Genomic DNA, 15977 nt, shown 5'->3' with positions numbered 1-15977 from the left:
CCGCCATCGCCAGAGCCACAAAAAAGGGATCCTCAGATGAGAATCCCTTTATGATCAAAAACTATGGGACAGCAATGCGCAACGGGGCTCTTTTGCGATCTCACTCACCGTCTATTAGGAACCGCCCAGCGGTTCCGACGAGGAATTGCGGTGCCTCATGACCAGTAGAGGGCCATCCTTCCCCGCTTCTTCGCACAAGGCATATTCAGGCAGGTCATCGGCTTTGATGATCCCGCGAAGGAAGAAACAGAATTTTTTGAACGAGCCACCGCTTCCACTGCGTTCGTAAAGGGTCTTGAAAGCCCATTTAGCGCTATCCCTGCCTGCGGCACGGCGAGCCAGTCGGTAGATAAAGCGTCCTATGCCCGGCTCGATCAGAAAGTAGTCCCGGTGTACTGTAAGTACCTCCGGACGCTTGCCCTCGGTGACTTCTCGATAAATCCACTCCGGGGCTTCAATCTCGACAGAACTTATCTTCTTGGTGTCCGTGCGTGACAGAACACGATAGCGCGCGATCAGCCCCTCGGCTTCGGTTGTCCGGAACTTGCCGCTTTCGCGCACTGTCTTGATGGTAGTACCCCGCAACCGATCTAGCGCGGCTTCCACTCCCTTAACCTGACTACTACCGTTACCACGTCGGGCAAATCTGAGGATGTCGCTAACATGCAGCCGAAACACTCTCCCCGGCTTGCCACCCTTTCCTTCTCGATAGCGGTTCATAGCTTCGGTCAAGTGAGACACCATCATCAGCACAATGTCGTAGTCCCAAACGGAGGCCATTCCGTGCGCTCCTGCGGACACTTCCACGTATCCATCCGGCAGGTCGTAGCGGATCAGTTCTCCGGCTCGCTTGTCCTTCTTGGATAAACGGAACACGGCCACATCCATGACGCTGCGATTGTCGCGGCCGCCCACGTCATAAAGGCTGGGCGCAAAAAAATCTGGCTGAGCGTCGCCTTGTGGAGGCTTGCGGACAAGTGACAACGCTTTGTCCCGCTCTTTTGCCCTTTCCATCTGTTCATGCACGGTCGAGACGTTAGACGGTCTACCGCGTTCAGCAGCCGGAGTTCGGTCACTGTTCCGCTTCCTGATATTTTCAAGGCGTTCCAGTAGCCCGCCAGAGTCGCCTATTACCGCGCCTATGGGCTTAAGACCGCTGTTTCGGCTACTCATGCACGGCCCAACCGGAGCTGTATTAAGCCCAGTACAAGCGGTCTACTCGTAAATGTCGCCTGCAAGTTGGCCGCCACAATTCAGGCCCCCATTCCGGGACGAGGGGCCGAGCCGGAATGTTTGCACGCATCAATCCATGCCTCGACCTCGGCTAAATCCCACACGACCTTGCGACTACTAAGTGCGATGCGCTGAGGGAATTTTCCCTGCTTTTCAAAGTTGTAGATCGTGCGCTCGCACAGTGGAATCATCTCCAGCAGCTGCTTTTTGCTAATGAGAACTTTACTCACTCTCCTTAATTCTCTTTCCACACCGAATACCTCGTTTTGTCATCGCCCGAGGTTTAATTATTGCCCCACAATGCCGGTGATTTCCAGCAGTATAGAGAACTTTTTCTCAATAAAATCAATGCCTTAGTGTCCGTAAATTGTCCGCCTTTCAAAACAAAAACCTTCGCAATTCTTTGTTTTTCTTGGCACTTTATTTGACGCAGATAGCGAAAATTGCCTGTCCATATGGAATACGTTTTACGGACAAAAAAAAGCCCTCCGAAGTGGGCATTTCGCTACAAAATGCAGGTCTCAAGACTCCGAATCAGTCCTTGAGGCGGGGCTTCCTGATTGTCCACTCGTCAATCATGTCCGCCCAATCCTGTAGCATTGCCCGGCGCTGATCGCGGTACTCGGCCTTGTTGTAGATGGCTCGAACGCCCTTCTGTTCGTGCGCAAGGCACTTCTCGATCCAGTCAGTGTTATAGCCTGCCTAATGCAGCAGCGTGCTGGCTGTACGCCGCAAGTCGTGCGGTCCGAACTTGCCAAGCGACTGCCCTTCCTTCTGGGCCAGACGATAGGTCAGCGTGAGCACCTGATTGAGCGTGGCGCTGCTCATCGGCAAGTCCGAGTCATAGCGCGATGGCAGCACGTACTCCGAGCCGCCCGCGAAGGTTTTCAGAGCTATGAAAATGTCGAGCGCCTGCCTCGACAGGAACACCAGATGGGGATTGCGGCGCTTCATCCGCTCCTTGGGGATTGTCCAGAGCGCTTCGGTGAAATTGATTTCGCTCCACGTTGCGTTGGTCAGTTCGCTTTTGCGTACCATCGTCAGCAACAGCAACTTGGCGGCCGCGCGGATCGAAGGTGTGGTGCCAATGCGCTCCATGTACTGGTACATCAAGCCGATTTCATCGGGCGTAAGTGCTCGATCTCGCGGCTCAAACTTTGCAATAGTCGACGGGCGCACCAGATCGGCCGGGTTCTCAACCTTCTGGCCGCGTTCTATAGCCCAACGGAAGACCTGCATCACAATTTCGCGGCAAAGCACGGCCGTTGCCGGTGCCCCGCGCTCCACAATCGCATCAGTCAGCGCCCGTAAATCCTCATGGGTGATTTCTGTCAGCTTCTGGTTACCGAACTTCGGCTTAAGCTCGCGCTCGAAGGTAGCTCGACGCATATCGCGGGTAACGTCCGCCATTTGATAGCCGCGTAGCCATTTTTCGCCCCAAGCACCAAAGTTTTCAGCGTCCTTAACGCGGGCTTTGTCCCGCGCCTTCTCTTTGGCTGGAGATTTCCCTGCGGCGATCATCTTCTTGGCTTCGCCCAGCCGTTCGCGGGCTTCCGCTAGCGTGATCCCTCCGACACCGTAGCGGCCGAAGGTGATGGTCTCCTGCCTACCGTGGATCGAGTAGTTGTAGCGGAATGAAATCGAACCCGCTGGCGTGATGGCCACGTAGAGGCCGTCACGGTCATTCACTTTGTAGAGCTTGTCCTTTGGCTTGAGGTTGCGCAGCTTGGTATCGGTCAGCATGGTCGGGTTAGGTTTCCTCTCAAAAATACCATGCTCAAAAAGCCCCACAAATTCTCAAAAAATATCTTTAAGAACAATGTGTTACCTAAATTCAATACCATGAACACCCCATCAGGGGCGGCATGGTATCGAGTGCCGAACATGGCATCAGGTTCAAATCGTACCATCTACCATGCCATAGAAACGGGGTGCTTGGCGATGCGAAAATTTGCCAGACATTGCTACGCCAAGAACGAAAAAAGCCCGCAATTATGCGGGCTTATGGGTGTTTTAATGCTCTTTGGTGCCAGTCTATGCCGGACGTGGGATCACTCCCACTCAATAGTAGCAGGCGGCTTACTACTCACATCATAAGTCACCCGCGAAACCCCACCCAACTCATTGATGATGCGGTTGGAAACGGTCTCCAACAGCTCATAGGGCAGGTGCGCCCAGCGGGCGGTCATGAAGTCGATGGTTTCTACCGCGCGGATGGCGATGACCCACTCGTAGCGGCGGCCGTCGCCGACGACGCCTACCGATTTCACCGGCAGGAACACGGCGAATGCCTGACTGGTTTTTTCGTACCAGCCGGAGGCGCGCAGTTCTTCGATGAAGATGGCGTCAGCTTCACGCAGAATGTCGGCGTACTCTTTCTTCACTTCACCCAGAATACGCACGCCCAGGCCCGGCCCCGGGAAGGGGTGGCGGTAAACCATGTCGTAGGGCAGGCCGAGTTCCAGGCCGAGTTTGCGCACTTCATCCTTGAACAGCTCGCGCAGCGGCTCGACCAGCTTAAGTTTCATGGTTTCCGGCAGGCCACCCACGTTGTGGTGGGATTTGATCACATGCGCCTTGCCGGTTTTGGAGGCAGCGGATTCGATCACGTCCGGGTAGATGGTGCCCTGGGCCAGGAACTCGACGCCTTCAATCTTGCTGGCTTCTTCATCGAACACATCGATGAACGTGTTGCCAATGATCTTGCGCTTGGCTTCCGGGTCTTTCTCGCCTTTTAGCTTGCCCAGGAACAGGTCTTCAGCGTCTACACGGATGACCTTCACGCCCATGTGCTTGGCGAAGGTTTCCATTACCTGGTCGCCCTCTTGCTTACGCAGCAGGCCGTTATCGACGAATACGCAGGTCAGCTGGTCGCCAATCGCTTTGTGTAGAAGTGCTGCTACTACAGAAGAGTCCACGCCGCCGGAGAGGCCGAGCAGTACGTGACGGTCGCCTACCTGCTCGCGTACGCGCTGTACCTGATCTTCGATGATCTGGGCAGGCGTCCACAGCTTTTCGGCTTTACAGATATCCAGCACGAAGTGCTCAAGAATCCGCTGGCCTTGCAGCGTGTGAGTCACTTCCGGGTGGAACTGTACGCCGTAGAACTGCTTCTCTTCCCAGACCATCGCCGCAATCGGGCAGCTGGGTGTGGAGGCAGTGATGGTGAACTCGGCAGGCGCCTTGGCTACCTTGTCGCCGTGGCTCATCCATACGTCCAGCAGGGCTTTGCCGGTGGCGGCGTCTACGTGGTCTTTGATGTCTTTGAACAGCACGTTTTCAGCGTCAATGCTGATTTGCGCGTAGCCAAACTCGCTCTTGTTGGAGCCTTCCACCTTACCGCCCAACTGCTCGGCCATGGTCTGCATGCCGTAGCAAACGCCAAACACGGGCAGGCCCATTTCGAACACGCACTGCGGCGCACGCGGGGAATCCAGCTCGGTCACGGACTCGGGGCCACCGGCCAGGATGATGCCGTTGGGGTTGTACTCGCGGATCTCTTCTTCGGTAATATCGAAGGCGCGAACCTCAGAAAATACGCCGATTTCGCGTACCCGGCGGGCGATCAGCTGGGTGTACTGTGAGCCGAAGTCGAGAATCAGGATCTTGTGAGCGTGGATATCATTCATGGCGGTGTCTCGAGTAAGCAGTGGAGGTGCTGCTGGTAAGGCTAAAAAGCAAGCGGCGGGGCAAAGCCCGCCGCCATTCAACTAAAAGCGCTGGTTAGCTCACCCGGTAGTTGGGAGCTTCTTTAGTGATCTGCACGTCGTGAACGTGGGATTCGTTAAAGCCAGCACCGGTAATCTGGACAAATTCCGGCTTGGTGCGCATTTCCTGAATATCGCGGCAGCCGGTGTAGCCCATGGAGGCGCGCAGCCCGCCCATCATCTGGTGAACGATGGCGCTCATCATGCCTTTATAAGGTACGCGGCCTTCGATGCCTTCGGGCACCAGCTTCTCGGCACCGGCATCCTTATCCTGGAAGTAGCGGTCGGCGCTGCCCTGGTTCTGCGCCATGGCGCCCATGGAACCCATGCCACGGTAGGCTTTATAAGTACGCCCCTGGAACAGCTCGACTTCGCCCGGCGCTTCTTCGGTACCGGCCAGCAGGCCGCCGACCATTACGGCACTGGCGCCAGCGGCAATTGCCTTGGCCAAGTCGCCAGAGAAGCGTACGCCACCGTCGGCAATCAACGGAATGTCGTACTCTTTAAGCGCAGCGGCCACGTTGGAAACCGCGGTGATCTGCGGCACGCCCACACCTGCCACAATACGCGTGGTGCAGATGGAACCCGGGCCGATGCCTACTTTCACGCCGTCAGCACCGGCTTCGGCCAGTGCTTTAGCAGCGGCGGCGGTAGCGATGTTGCCACCGATCACCTGAATGTCCGGAAAGTGTTCTTTGATCCAGCTAACGCGGTCGATAACGCCTTGGGAATGGCCGTGAGCGGTATCGACGATGATGACGTCAACGCCAGCTTCGGCAAGCGCAGCAACGCGGTCCGGGGTTTCCGGGCCGGTACCTACGGCAGCGCCTACTAATAGGCGGCCATCGCTGTCTTTAGCGGCCATCGGGTAGGTGCGGGCTTTTTCGATATCCTGGAAAGTCACCAGGCCACGCAGATGGAAGGCGTCATCGACAATCAGCATTTTCTCAATGCGGTGTTCGCGCATTTTGGCTTTGCTGGTTTCAAGGTCGGTGCCTTCCTTAACGGTAATCAGCCGCTCACGCGGGGTCATGATATCGGCCACGCTGTCGCCGACGTTCGGCTGAAAGCGCATATCACGCTCGGTCACGATACCCACCAGCGTTTCGCCTTCCACCACCGGGAAGCCTGAGAAGCCGTACTCTTTCGCCATCGCGAGAAGGTCTTCAAGCTTGGCCTTGGGGCTAACGGTGACCGGGTCTTTAACAATGACGCTTTCGTGCTTTTTGACCTTGCGGACTTCGGTAGCCTGCTGGGTCATGGTCATGTTCTTGTGGATGATGCCGATGCCGCCTTCCTGAGCCATCGCAATCGCCAGACGCGCTTCGGTCACGGTGTCCATTGCAGCAGAAACGAGCGGGATATTAAGCGAGAGATTGCGGGTCAGGCGGGTTTTGAGACTGACATCCTTGGGGAGGATATCGGAGAAGCCAGGAACGAGAAGTACGTCATCGAACGTAAGCGCTTCTTGGGCCATACGTAGCATAGCGGCAACACCCAATGTGATGTGGGAAGAAGGGGCGTGAAAAGTTAATCCCCCATTATAGCGTTTTGAGGGGCGCCCCAGCAATGTCGTCACGCTGCTGAATTTATACCTATGGCTAATAAGCCATGTGCGTTTGCTGTTAAGTCACTGCCTTACGCCTGACGGGAAAACGCGTGATGATCCGTGTTTTATGTCATGCGCCGACTACTGATGCGCGCTAAGCCAGTATTGAATAGACGCATCCGAGACGATGCCTTGCTCAGAACCAATGCGCACTACGGCTTCCTGCAGGGCAAGTGCTAGCGCCTGTTGATGGCAATGTGCCAAAGAGCGAATCATGCGCGAAATACGCAGGTGATTATGCCCTCCCGCCTTGAGCCAAATATGTTCGCGCATATTAAGTCCCGGCTGGGCGGTGATCGTAAACCCATCTCGCGCCAGGCCTAAAAAGCTCAGCATCACATCCAGCGACGTTCGCTGGCGTTCACGTAACGCGCTATCGTCTTTAAAGGCATCCCTTTCAATAACCGTTAGCGGGGGCGCAAAACCATTAAAACGGCCAACCTCGGGAATCGGAAAAAGCCACTGAATATAGTCGTGGGTATGCTCCAGCCAGAAAGGCGATAAGGCCCAGATAGCATCGATGTAGCGCCCCTGATGATCCGTTGCCTCGCCACGGTAAAAATCGATAAGCGGTGTGGTGTGGTGGCTCATGGCATTTCCTCGTGCTCGCCTTGGGTAATACAATGATATTGTGTAATAACATCGCCATGTTACGCGGTTAGCCGCAAAGATACCTGAACCCCAGTGCAAGGGACGACCATGAACCCAGCAACATCCACCGCCCTTTCTGTCAGCGAGCTAAACAAGCAGGCCCGCCAGGCGCTTGAGCGCGATGTGGGCGAGGTGTGGGTGGAAGGCGAGCTTTCTAACGTTTCGCGCCCGGCCTCGGGGCATATCTACTTCACGCTTAAAGATGACCGCGCCCAGGTGCGCTGCGCGCTGTTTCGTCAGCGGGCGCGCTTTGTGTCGGCGCCCATGCGCGATGGTGACCAGGTAAAACTGCGCGGGCGGGTGTCGCTGTTTGAGCCACGCGGTGACTACCAACTGATTGCCGAAGCCGTGCAGGCGGCAGGGCTTGGCGAGCTGCTGGCCGCGTTTGAGCGCCTCAAAGCCCAGCTGGACGGTGAAGGCGTGTTTGCCAATACGCGCACCCTGCCCTTTCCGCCGCGCAAGATTCTGATTTTAAGCTCGGCCACCGGCGCGGCCATTCGCGATGTGCTGGCCGTTTTGGCGGCTCGTTGGCCCTTGGCGGATGTCACACTAATCCCGGTGCCAGTGCAGGGTGTGGAAGCGGCACCGGCAATGATCGCAGCACTTGGGCTACTCAACCGCCAGGCACGGCTGGACCCTGAGCGCGATGTGGTACTCATCACCCGGGGCGGCGGCAGCCTGGAAGATTTATGGGCGTTTAATAACGAACATTTGGCCCGGGCGATTTTTCATTCACGCCTGCCAGTGATGTCGGCGGTAGGCCACGAGGTGGATGTCACGCTCGCGGATTTTGCCGCCGATGTTCGCGCCCCAACCCCTTCGGCCGCCGCCGAGCGCCTGGTGCCGGATCAACACGCTTTGAAGCGCCAGTTGGCTGACCAGCAAAGCCGCCTGCACCGCGCCATGCAGCGCCGCTTGGAGCGCGATAGCCAACAGCTGGATAGCCTGCGTGCCCGGCTCAGGCACCCCGGCGAGCAGTTAAACCGCCAGCGCCAGCACGTGGCAACGCTTGCTCAGCGTTTAACTCGCGCCATGCAGCAAACCCTTGCCCAGCAGCAGGCACGGGTAACGCAACTGGGCAAGCGCTTGGCGAGCCAGGACATGGCGCGCCTGCACCGCGCCGAAAGCGAACGGGTGAGTCAACTGAACCGCCGTCTGGAAAACGCCATGCAGCGCCAGCTTCAACGCCAGCAGGCGCGTTTAACCAGTGCGGCGCGGGAGCTTAATGCCATCAGCCCGCTGGCGGTGCTGGGCCGGGGCTATGCGATTGCTCAGGATGACAAGGGCCAGGTCGTGCGCCGTGCCGAGGAGACCCAGCCAGGTCAGAAGCTCTCGCTACGCTTGGGTGAAGGCAGGCTGAGTGTTGAGGTAAAGCGGCGGTTTAAGTAAGCAGCCCGAGACCTTAGCTTGCTATACAGGCGGCGGTGTTAGTGAAAACAGCCCTGGATTCGACCGGGCCTCGGCTTGAATAGCCTCATCAATCGGCGTGTCGTAGGTCTTGAGTAGATATCCCAGCACCGAGTAGAAGCCGACCATGGCCATCAGGTCGATCACGGCCTTACGCCCTATCGCCTCAGCCAACGCTTCTTCCTGGTGGCTTGCCAGCATACGCTCGTCGAGTAGCGCATCCACTGCGTTAACAATCAGGCCATCAACGCCATCAATCGCTTCCGGCACGCCACGAATAGCGTCAATCCGCGCCTCGGAAAACCCTAGCGCCAGCGCACGGCTGATATGGTGCGCCCACTCATAGGCAGACCCCAGGCGAAAGCCTGCACGCAGAATCACCACCTCGGTTAACTCGGGGCCCAGGGCATTGTCCTTCACCACGTGCTGCCGCAACGGCGCCCAGGCATTTAGCAGGGCCGGATGGTGCGCCATGGTGCGGTAAACGTTCAAGCGCCCGGCAAAACCTTCGCGTAATTCCGCAGACTCTTCTGGCCAGTCGGCATCGGTCATCGGCGGGCAGGGTGACTGCTTCATCGTGGTATTTCCTCTTGGATTATTTGGCTATCGCGCCAGGTTATTCGGCTATTGCGGCGTCAACCGCTTGAGTGATCCGCTCAATGAGTAGATCGATCTCGTCCGCCTGGATGGTATATGGGGGTGCAAGCAGCACATGATCGCCATACACGCCATCAATGGTGCCGCCCATGGGATAGCTGATCAGGCCGCGTGCCATGGCCTGGCGTTTAATTTTGGCGTGAATCTTTCGAGCGGGGTCAAACGGGGTCTTTAGCTCGCGGTCGGCCACCAGCTCAATGCCCCGAAACAATCCCCTACCCCGAATATCGCCTACGTAAGGTGATGCACCCAGCGCCGCTTCAAGACCGCTTTGCAAGCGCGCGCCCATGGCGTTTACATTCGCCAGCGTTTCAGGCCGCGCGATGATCTCGACAACCTTATTCGCCGCAGCCGCCGCGACCGGGTGGCCAAGGTACGTATGCCCATGCTGGAAAAGGCCGGAGCCGTTGGCGAAGCTATCATAAATAGCGGAGGACAATAGCACAGCCCCAATCGGCTGGTAGCCGCCGCCCAGGCCTTTGGCCACGGTGAGAATATCGGGCGTGATGCCGTCCTGCTCGCAGGCGAACATGGTGCCCGTGCGCCCCATTCCGCACATGACTTCATCGAGAATCAGCAACACGCCGTACTGATCGCAGATTTTCCGCACCCGCTTGAAGTAATCCGCCTCAGAGGCCACGGCGCCAAGCGTAGCCCCCACCACGGGTTCGGCCACAAACGCCATCACGCTTTCAGGGCCCAGCTCGAGAATCCTGGCTTCAAGCTCATCGGCAAGCCTTGCGGCATACGCCTCAAAAGATTCGTCGCTTGCCTTGTCACGATAGGCATAACAGGGCGAGACATGATGGGTTTGGGGCAAAAGCGGCTGGAACTGCTGCCTACGCATGGCGTTGCCGCCGGTGGCAAGCGCGCCCAGGGTATTGCCGTGATAGCTCTGGCGCCGGGCGATAATATGCCGCCGCTCTGGCCTGCCGGTTTCAACGAAATACTGGCGGGCCATTTTTAACGCGGCCTCTACCGCTTCTGAACCGCCGGAGACTAGGTAAACGTAATCCAGGCCATCTGGGGCCAGGTTCACCAGCTTCTCGGCCAGTTCCTCGGCGGCGTCCGTAGTGAAAAATCCGGTATGGGCGTAGCAGAGGTTATCAATCTGGGCGCGCATGGCCGCCAGCACTTCCGGGTGGCCGTGCCCCACACTCGTCACCGCCGCCCCGCCCGAACCATCCAGGTAGCGGCGCCCTTGGGTATCAGTGATATAGACGCCTTGCGCTGACGCCGCGTGCGGCAACGCCTGGCCAATACTGCGATGAAGAATACGCGCCATTATTATCGTTCCTTTTCAAACGCTACGTTCAGCGCAAGAGTGGCACGTTCCAACCCATTAATGCAACAATACAATCATTATATAATTTATTAAAACAAACGGATCATTGTTTTCGTTGAAAAGCCGCGTTTACACTCGTGCGCAATCATCTCAAGCCCTAGGCGTGTTAAGAGGCACCTTCCTATGCCACAAAGCCCTGTTTCACAGAGCGATCCGCTAAGAGAGCAGATCATTGCTCAGTTCGATGGTATGTCAGCCCAGCTGCAACAGGCAGCGCGCTACGTGCTTGAGCATCCGGAAGAAGTGGCCTTGGTGTCCATGCGCGAATTGGCGCGTTTGGCGGCGGTTCAGCCAGCCACCATGACGCGGCTTGCCAAAGTGCTGGGCTTTCAGGGCTATAACGAAATTCGCGCCCACTACGCACAAACGGTGCGTCAGCGAAACGATGGCTTTGCGGCGAAGGTACGCCAACGCGATGCTCAGGCGGCGAGCCCCCCAGGCAGTGATATCGCCTATCACATGTTGCACGGGTTAAGCGCCCAGATGGCAGCGCTCTGCGAGCCCGAGCAGCTCAAGCGCTTAACCGCCATGGCCGAAAGGCTCGCGGCGGCCAAAAAAGTCTATGTGTTGGGGTTACGCTCAAGTCATGTGGTGGCCTGGCATTTTCATTACGTGATGTCACTCTTAGGCGAGCGCTCGGTTCATCTTGATGGCCCTGCCGGAACGGGCGGCGACGCCTTGATTCGTGCAAAACCGGATGAGGTGGTGCTGGTCGTATCCATAAAACCCTACGCGCTGGATACGCTGACGCTTGCGCAGCTGGCAAAAGAGAAAGGCCTGTCTATTCTCTCGATTACCGATAGTGAGGTATCACCGCTGGCGGGAATTTCCGAGCATACGATTTACTGCGCCACGGAGAGCTACAGTTTCTTTCACACACTGGCCCCTGCCCTGGCCGTATCGGAAGTGCTCTGTACGCTGCTGGCCGAGCTCGATCGCCCTTCGGCATTGAAAGCCCTGCAGGACGCTGATGATCACCTGGCTCGTTTTAATACCTACTCAAATACGCTCCCTAGGCGGGAATGAGCAGTATCGCTTTAGCCAGCGTTGGCGCTGCGAAAGTACCTGCGAAAGTACCTGCGAAAGTACCGCACATAAAAAAGTGCCCGGCCTGGGCCGGGCACTACTTTTCATAAGAGGATAACGCTTACCGCTTACGGGGCTTTATTGGTACCTGAGCCCTGGGTGTTGCCGGAAGGCGTGTTCGAGCCCGCCAAGCCTGGTTCTCTAACGCCCTTTGAGGTGTCCGGCGTGGTGCCGGTAGTGCTTGAGCTAATGCCTGAGGCCGAGTTATGGCCTGGAGCCTGGCTGCTGGACGAAGGGCTTCCCGGCGTGGTGGAGCGAGACATTGACTGATCGTTATCGCTGGACGATGAATGCTGATTACCATGCGTATCGTCTTTCATATGCTCCGCCTTTTCATGGATCTTATCCTGGGCTCTATCTACCTGCTCCTGCCCCGCTTCCGCCGCTCTGTGCAGGGCGCGATCACGGTATTCGCCCATGTATTCATCCTCTTTGCGCGTGGTCGGAAACAGGCTTGCCAAGGCAGCGCCCAGAGCAACGCCTAAGGCGCCTACCACTAGCGGATGCTCCTGAACAAAATCAGATGAACTACTGCCCATGTGGCGGGCGCGTTCAGACATGTTGTGAAGATGATCCCGCGTACCGTGCTGAAGGTGGGATGTAGAATCGCGCATACTGCCTCCCATATGCTGTGCCTTTTCGCCAAGATGATGCGCTTTATCACCTATCTGATGCGCAACGTCTTTGGCTTTTTCACTGAAATGATGGGCTTTATCTTTGGCGCCCTCTTTCACGCTGCTCATCCGGCCTTTGCTATCGCCATGGGGCTCAGGGTTACCGGCGACGTAGCCTGGCGTACTGGTATAGTTCTGCGTACCGCCATGCGTATGCGTGCCTTCATGAACGGGAACACCCGGCGAGCCGTGAGAGCCGCTATATCCGGTAGACGCATGCTCATCCATATAGTGATGCGACGGTCCACGCTGATAGCGATGCCCCTGGTTCGGATTACGCTGGGCCATCATCAGCCAGCCAAGACCCGCAGTAGTCACTAAAAAAGGCACTGGGTTTTGCTTGATGGTATTACCCAGGTTGGACACAAACTCGTTGGCGCCACCTTGCCGGATATACTCATAGGACGTATTGAAAAGCTGCTGAGGAGAGAAGCGTTCCTCGATTTCGTGCAGAGTGGAGTCAAGGCGTTCACGCGAACGATGGATATCCTTTTCGATCTCTTCCGTACTTCGATGATCGGGGCGATGATCATGGCGCTCATCGTGAGTATGGTCACTGCGCTTATGATCGTGATCGTGGTCACTCATTTTAGCTCCTCCTTGACGTTGCGCTGATGCTCCTTGGCGAATTCCTTATCGTGACGCAAGCTACTGATCGTGCGATTAGGCATTAGATTGCGCGCCTGAAGCTGTTTCATACCGCCTTTAAGCATAATGAAGCCGATCAGTGTCACGACGACACCCACGATGATCGCGGATAGCCATGGCGTCATATCGGGTGGCAGCACTTCGTTTAGCACAAATACCAGCGCGGCAAGCAGCGTAAGAAAGCCGCCCAGCAGCACTGCGCCAGCAATTGCAATGGTCGCAATGCTCGCCATTACCTGATGCGTTTTTTCCGACACCTCGGCCTTGGCAAGCTCAGCTTCATTGCGCACTAGAGACGTTATTTCCTGCATGACCGTCGATAAAAGCGACCCGACAGACGATCCCTGCGATGAAGTTTTATGATCTGAATCCATTCGTAACCTCCTTTGCCCGGTAGTCAGGGCGCTTAGCTAGATGTTTAGACGCTCAACGGTTCTAAACCTGGCCTGGGTTAAGCAGTAGCTCATAAGGGGTTAATCAAAGCGCCTTAGAGCTACTATCACATTGCATAGAGGCTGTTTTAAACCGTCAGATACTTCCACCGGGACCGCTGGGTTTGTTCACTGAACCTGCACCACCCAAGGGGTCATTGGCCAAGCCTTGTGATGAGCCTGGCGACGTACTGGGAGAAGTACTGGACGAAGCCCCGGGATTTACTGTTGGACCGCGTGAAGTCCCCTGCAGCGACGAGCTTTGCTGGGTTGGGTCATGCGCCACCCCGGTAGAAGCGCCGTGCATAATGCCTGCCGAGGGATTGTCAGGCGTTGGCGACGAATGGCTGGAATATGCGCCCGAAGGCTGGTTGGAGTAACCGCTGGACGGGTGAGAATGATCATTTGATGAATGCGAATGCTGACCAGAACTGCGTAAAAAGCGTGTTAGCAAAAAGCCTGCAGCAATCGCGCCACCAAAGAAAAGAGCTGGCTCGCGACGGCTGTAGCTTTGCGCTTCCTGGCAAATACTTTTTAAGTCCTTGTCACGCAGTTTATTTGAGAGACGATCAGCGGTATCAGCAAGCTTTCTAACCTGTTGGGAGAAATAGGGCTGCTGCTGATTGTCGAACTCATCGGCCATTTTATAAAAGACGCTGGTAAATTTTTGCGTCTGCTCGGCAGCGGTATCACGCTGTTGGTTATAAAAGTGTTCAGCCTGATGCTGGGCTGCATCACTTACATCATGAACGGCATCCCGACCTTGCTGCTTTAGATGGTCGCTATTGGGAGAATGCGCTGTACCGTTATTCGATTGAGGCGAACCGGTAGCCGTATTCGGCGTAGATGAAGAACCTGGGTCAGCCTGTTTTCCATGATCAATCATTAGTCACTTCCTCCTTGTCGCTTCACTCATTAGCGACTGTATCGAACAAGTACGCTAGGTGAAACAAAACGAACTGGACCACTGCTACATTAATAAGCGCTTTATAAAGCATTCCGTTAGATATTTAATGGAACTCTTAATTTAAGCGTCTTTTCAATATAGTGCGCCTCCTTACCCTGTCAATTTATACCCCCACCCTCCTCCTAATAGCGAATAACTTTAATCATTATCAAAACAAATTTATTAACCTATATTAAAAACCTTACAACGCGCCATTTATTTTAATTTTACTTATAAATTACAAACACTTAAATAAATCCAGGCACAAGATTTAATATATGATCGATAACTTTATAAATTATTTTTCAACGCCAATGAATTCCCTTGCCCACAAGACACTGATTACTCTTTTATTGCGCCCCTACTTTATTAAGGCATCTTTATTAATAGCTTAACCGTCTCTCCGTGTAATCTTGATTTCAAGCTTGGCTAAATACCAACAACGCCATTTAGAGCCCCAGCATTAAAAAATCGATTATTTAATGCCACCACTATTAGAGTAGCGTTAACCACTAACATTAATAAAAAAGCCAGCTTAGTAAGCTTTCAATTTGGCTCTCTTTACAGGGGTGCGCTAGGGTAAATATTGACGTAACGGCCCCTGGGCGTCATCGCCTGCGGTGTTGGAAAGATTACTGTGCCAACAAGGAGTAATTGCACATGAGCGAGCAAAAACTACCGCCTCAGCATCAGGACGAACAGCCAGGCGATGAGCATGAAATGCGCCCCGAACCTGAGTTCATTCGCGATAGCTATCAAGGAACTCAAAAGCTTAAAGATAAGGTCGCTCTTATTACCGGCGGCGATAGCGGTATTGGACGTGCCGTTGCGGTGCACTACGCTCGCGAAGGCGCCGATAGCGTTATTGTTCATCTGGAGGAGGATAAAGATGCTGAGGATACTAAAGCGCTGGTAGAGGCCGAAGGCCGCAGCTGCCTGGTGCTAAAGGGCGATGTCGGTGACCCTGAGTTTTGCCGTGAGATAGTCAAGAAGACGTTGGATCACTTCGGCAAGCTCAATATTGTGGTCAATAATGCCGCCGAGCAGTACGACTGGAACGATCTGACCGAGGTGCCAGATGAGCAGATAATGCGCACCTTCCAGACCAATATCTTCAGCCACTTCTATGTGACGAAAGCCGCGCTGCCGCATCTGCAAAAAGGCGACACCATCATCGAGACCTCCTCTATCAACGCCTTTAAAGGCAACGATACGCTGATTGACTACAGTGCCACCAAAGGGGCGATTCAAGGGTTTATGCGCTCGATGGCCATGTCGTTGATGGATCGCGGCATTCGCGTTAACGCCGTGGCGCCAGGCCCAGTGTGGACCCCGCTGATTCCAGCAAGCTTCGATGATGAGAAAGTGGCCTCGTTTGGCGGCCAAGTGCCAATGAATCGCGCGGGCCAGCCCAGCGAAATGGGCCCCGCTTATGTGTATCTGGCAAGCGAAGATTCTTCGTATATGACCGGGCAGACCTTGCACCTTAACGGCGGGGTTATTCTAAACACCTGATGACCAACCGGGCGGGGCCAGCCAAAGGCCGCCCCGCCCCTAACAGCCCCCGATTTCACAACTCACTA

Annotated in this window: 14 protein-coding genes; 3 read left to right on the top strand and 11 right to left on the bottom strand. The window is 55.6% G+C overall.

The genetic code is table 11. The features are described from left to right. Positions 1–114: 114 nt before the first annotated feature. The 6 genes from INT33_RS01160 to INT33_RS01135 form a co-directional block, all read right to left on the bottom strand. Entirely contained in the window at positions 115–1026 is a 912-nt protein-coding gene (locus tag INT33_RS01160) for a replication initiator protein A (RefSeq protein WP_227651339.1), read from the bottom strand. A 227-nt stretch (positions 1027–1253) separates the two neighbouring features. Further along, positions 1254–1463: a helix-turn-helix transcriptional regulator gene (locus tag INT33_RS01155; protein WP_456064844.1), complete on the bottom strand. Its 210-nt coding sequence runs from the start codon at positions 1461–1463 to the stop codon at positions 1254–1256. Positions 1464–1935: 472 nt separating this feature from the next. Further along, positions 1936–2976 carry a tyrosine-type recombinase/integrase gene (locus tag INT33_RS01150; RefSeq protein ID WP_456064842.1) on the bottom strand — a complete coding sequence of 347 codons (1041 nt, stop codon included), beginning with the start codon at positions 2974–2976 and terminating at the stop codon, positions 1936–1938. A gap of 308 nt (positions 2977–3284) precedes the next feature. Continuing rightward, entirely contained in the window at positions 3285–4862 is a 1578-nt protein-coding gene (guaA, locus tag INT33_RS01145; protein WP_192537357.1) for a glutamine-hydrolyzing GMP synthase, read from the bottom strand. 94 nt (positions 4863–4956) lie between these two features. Next, the gene (guaB, locus tag INT33_RS01140) at positions 4957–6426 is read right to left on the bottom strand and encodes an IMP dehydrogenase (protein ID WP_192537359.1); all 1470 of its coding nucleotides are present in this window, start codon (positions 6424–6426) and stop codon (positions 4957–4959) included. A gap of 204 nt (positions 6427–6630) precedes the next feature. Further along, on the bottom strand, positions 6631–7140 hold the full coding sequence (locus INT33_RS01135; protein WP_192537360.1) for an opioid growth factor receptor-related protein: 510 nt from the start codon (positions 7138–7140) through the stop codon (positions 6631–6633). A gap of 108 nt (positions 7141–7248) precedes the next feature. Between INT33_RS01135 and xseA the strand changes: the two genes are divergently transcribed. Next, complete coding sequence (gene xseA, locus INT33_RS01130; protein ID WP_192537361.1) at positions 7249–8589, top strand: exodeoxyribonuclease VII large subunit; 1341 nt, start codon at positions 7249–7251, stop codon at positions 8587–8589. A gap of 21 nt (positions 8590–8610) precedes the next feature. On the opposite strand, the gene INT33_RS01125 is transcribed toward xseA, so the two are convergent. Further along, positions 8611–9183, bottom strand: a complete 573-nt coding sequence (locus tag INT33_RS01125) for a carboxymuconolactone decarboxylase family protein (RefSeq protein ID WP_192537362.1) — start codon at positions 9181–9183, stop codon at positions 8611–8613. A 40-nt stretch (positions 9184–9223) separates the two neighbouring features. Next, on the bottom strand, positions 9224–10549 hold the full coding sequence (locus tag INT33_RS01120; protein ID WP_192537363.1) for an aspartate aminotransferase family protein: 1326 nt from the start codon (positions 10547–10549) through the stop codon (positions 9224–9226). Between the two features lie 183 nt (positions 10550–10732). Between INT33_RS01120 and INT33_RS01115 the strand changes: the two genes are divergently transcribed. Then, complete coding sequence (locus tag INT33_RS01115; RefSeq protein WP_192537364.1) at positions 10733–11635, top strand: MurR/RpiR family transcriptional regulator; 903 nt, start codon at positions 10733–10735, stop codon at positions 11633–11635. Positions 11636–11763: 128 nt separating this feature from the next. Here the strand turns inward: INT33_RS01115 and INT33_RS01110 are convergent, their stop codons facing one another. The 3 genes from INT33_RS01110 to INT33_RS01100 all read right to left on the bottom strand — a co-directional run bounded on the left by INT33_RS01110 (position 11764) and on the right by INT33_RS01100 (position 14334). Continuing rightward, positions 11764–12957, bottom strand: coding sequence for a DUF3618 domain-containing protein (locus INT33_RS01110; RefSeq protein ID WP_192537365.1), 1194 nt, complete (start codon positions 12955–12957; stop codon positions 11764–11766). Continuing rightward, positions 12954–13391 carry a phage holin family protein gene (locus INT33_RS01105; RefSeq protein ID WP_192537366.1) on the bottom strand — a complete coding sequence of 146 codons (438 nt, stop codon included), beginning with the start codon at positions 13389–13391 and terminating at the stop codon, positions 12954–12956. The genes INT33_RS01110 and INT33_RS01105 overlap by 4 nt, the downstream gene beginning before the upstream one ends. 154 nt (positions 13392–13545) lie before the next feature. Continuing rightward, a complete protein-coding gene (locus tag INT33_RS01100) occupies positions 13546–14334 on the bottom strand; it encodes a hypothetical protein (protein WP_192537367.1) in 789 nt (262 codons plus the stop codon). Between the two features lie 720 nt (positions 14335–15054). Between INT33_RS01100 and INT33_RS01095 the strand changes: the two genes are divergently transcribed. Then, on the top strand, positions 15055–15909 hold the full coding sequence (locus tag INT33_RS01095; RefSeq protein ID WP_192537368.1) for an SDR family oxidoreductase: 855 nt from the start codon (positions 15055–15057) through the stop codon (positions 15907–15909). Positions 15910–15977 lie beyond the last annotated feature (68 nt).

The organism is Halomonas colorata, from assembly GCF_014897985.1.
Taxonomy (GTDB): Bacteria; Pseudomonadota; Gammaproteobacteria; order Pseudomonadales; family Halomonadaceae; genus Vreelandella; species Vreelandella colorata.
Note: the sequence above shows the minus strand (reverse complement) of the source record. Positions and strands in the feature narration are given on the sequence as shown.

Coding starts and splice junctions, on each gene's coding strand:
- INT33_RS01115 (WP_192537364.1), top strand. CDS start 10,733: ATGCCACAAAGCCCTGTTTCACAGAGCGATCCGCTAAGAGAGCAGATC.
- INT33_RS01135 (WP_192537360.1), bottom strand. CDS start 7,140: ATGAGCCACCACACCACACCGCTTATCGATTTTTACCGTGGCGAGGCA.
- INT33_RS01150 (WP_456064842.1), bottom strand. CDS start 2,976: ATGCTGACCGATACCAAGCTGCGCAACCTCAAGCCAAAGGACAAGCTC.
- INT33_RS01125 (WP_192537362.1), bottom strand. CDS start 9,183: ATGAAGCAGTCACCCTGCCCGCCGATGACCGATGCCGACTGGCCAGAA.
- INT33_RS01120 (WP_192537363.1), bottom strand. CDS start 10,549: ATGGCGCGTATTCTTCATCGCAGTATTGGCCAGGCGTTGCCGCACGCG.
- guaB (WP_192537359.1), bottom strand. CDS start 6,426: ATGCTACGTATGGCCCAAGAAGCGCTTACGTTCGATGACGTACTTCTC.
- xseA (WP_192537361.1), top strand. CDS start 7,249: ATGAACCCAGCAACATCCACCGCCCTTTCTGTCAGCGAGCTAAACAAG.
- INT33_RS01100 (WP_192537367.1), bottom strand. CDS start 14,334: ATGATTGATCATGGAAAACAGGCTGACCCAGGTTCTTCATCTACGCCG.
- INT33_RS01095 (WP_192537368.1), top strand. CDS start 15,055: ATGAGCGAGCAAAAACTACCGCCTCAGCATCAGGACGAACAGCCAGGC.
- INT33_RS01105 (WP_192537366.1), bottom strand. CDS start 13,391: ATGGATTCAGATCATAAAACTTCATCGCAGGGATCGTCTGTCGGGTCG.
- INT33_RS01110 (WP_192537365.1), bottom strand. CDS start 12,957: ATGAGTGACCACGATCACGATCATAAGCGCAGTGACCATACTCACGAT.
- guaA (WP_192537357.1), bottom strand. CDS start 4,862: ATGAATGATATCCACGCTCACAAGATCCTGATTCTCGACTTCGGCTCA.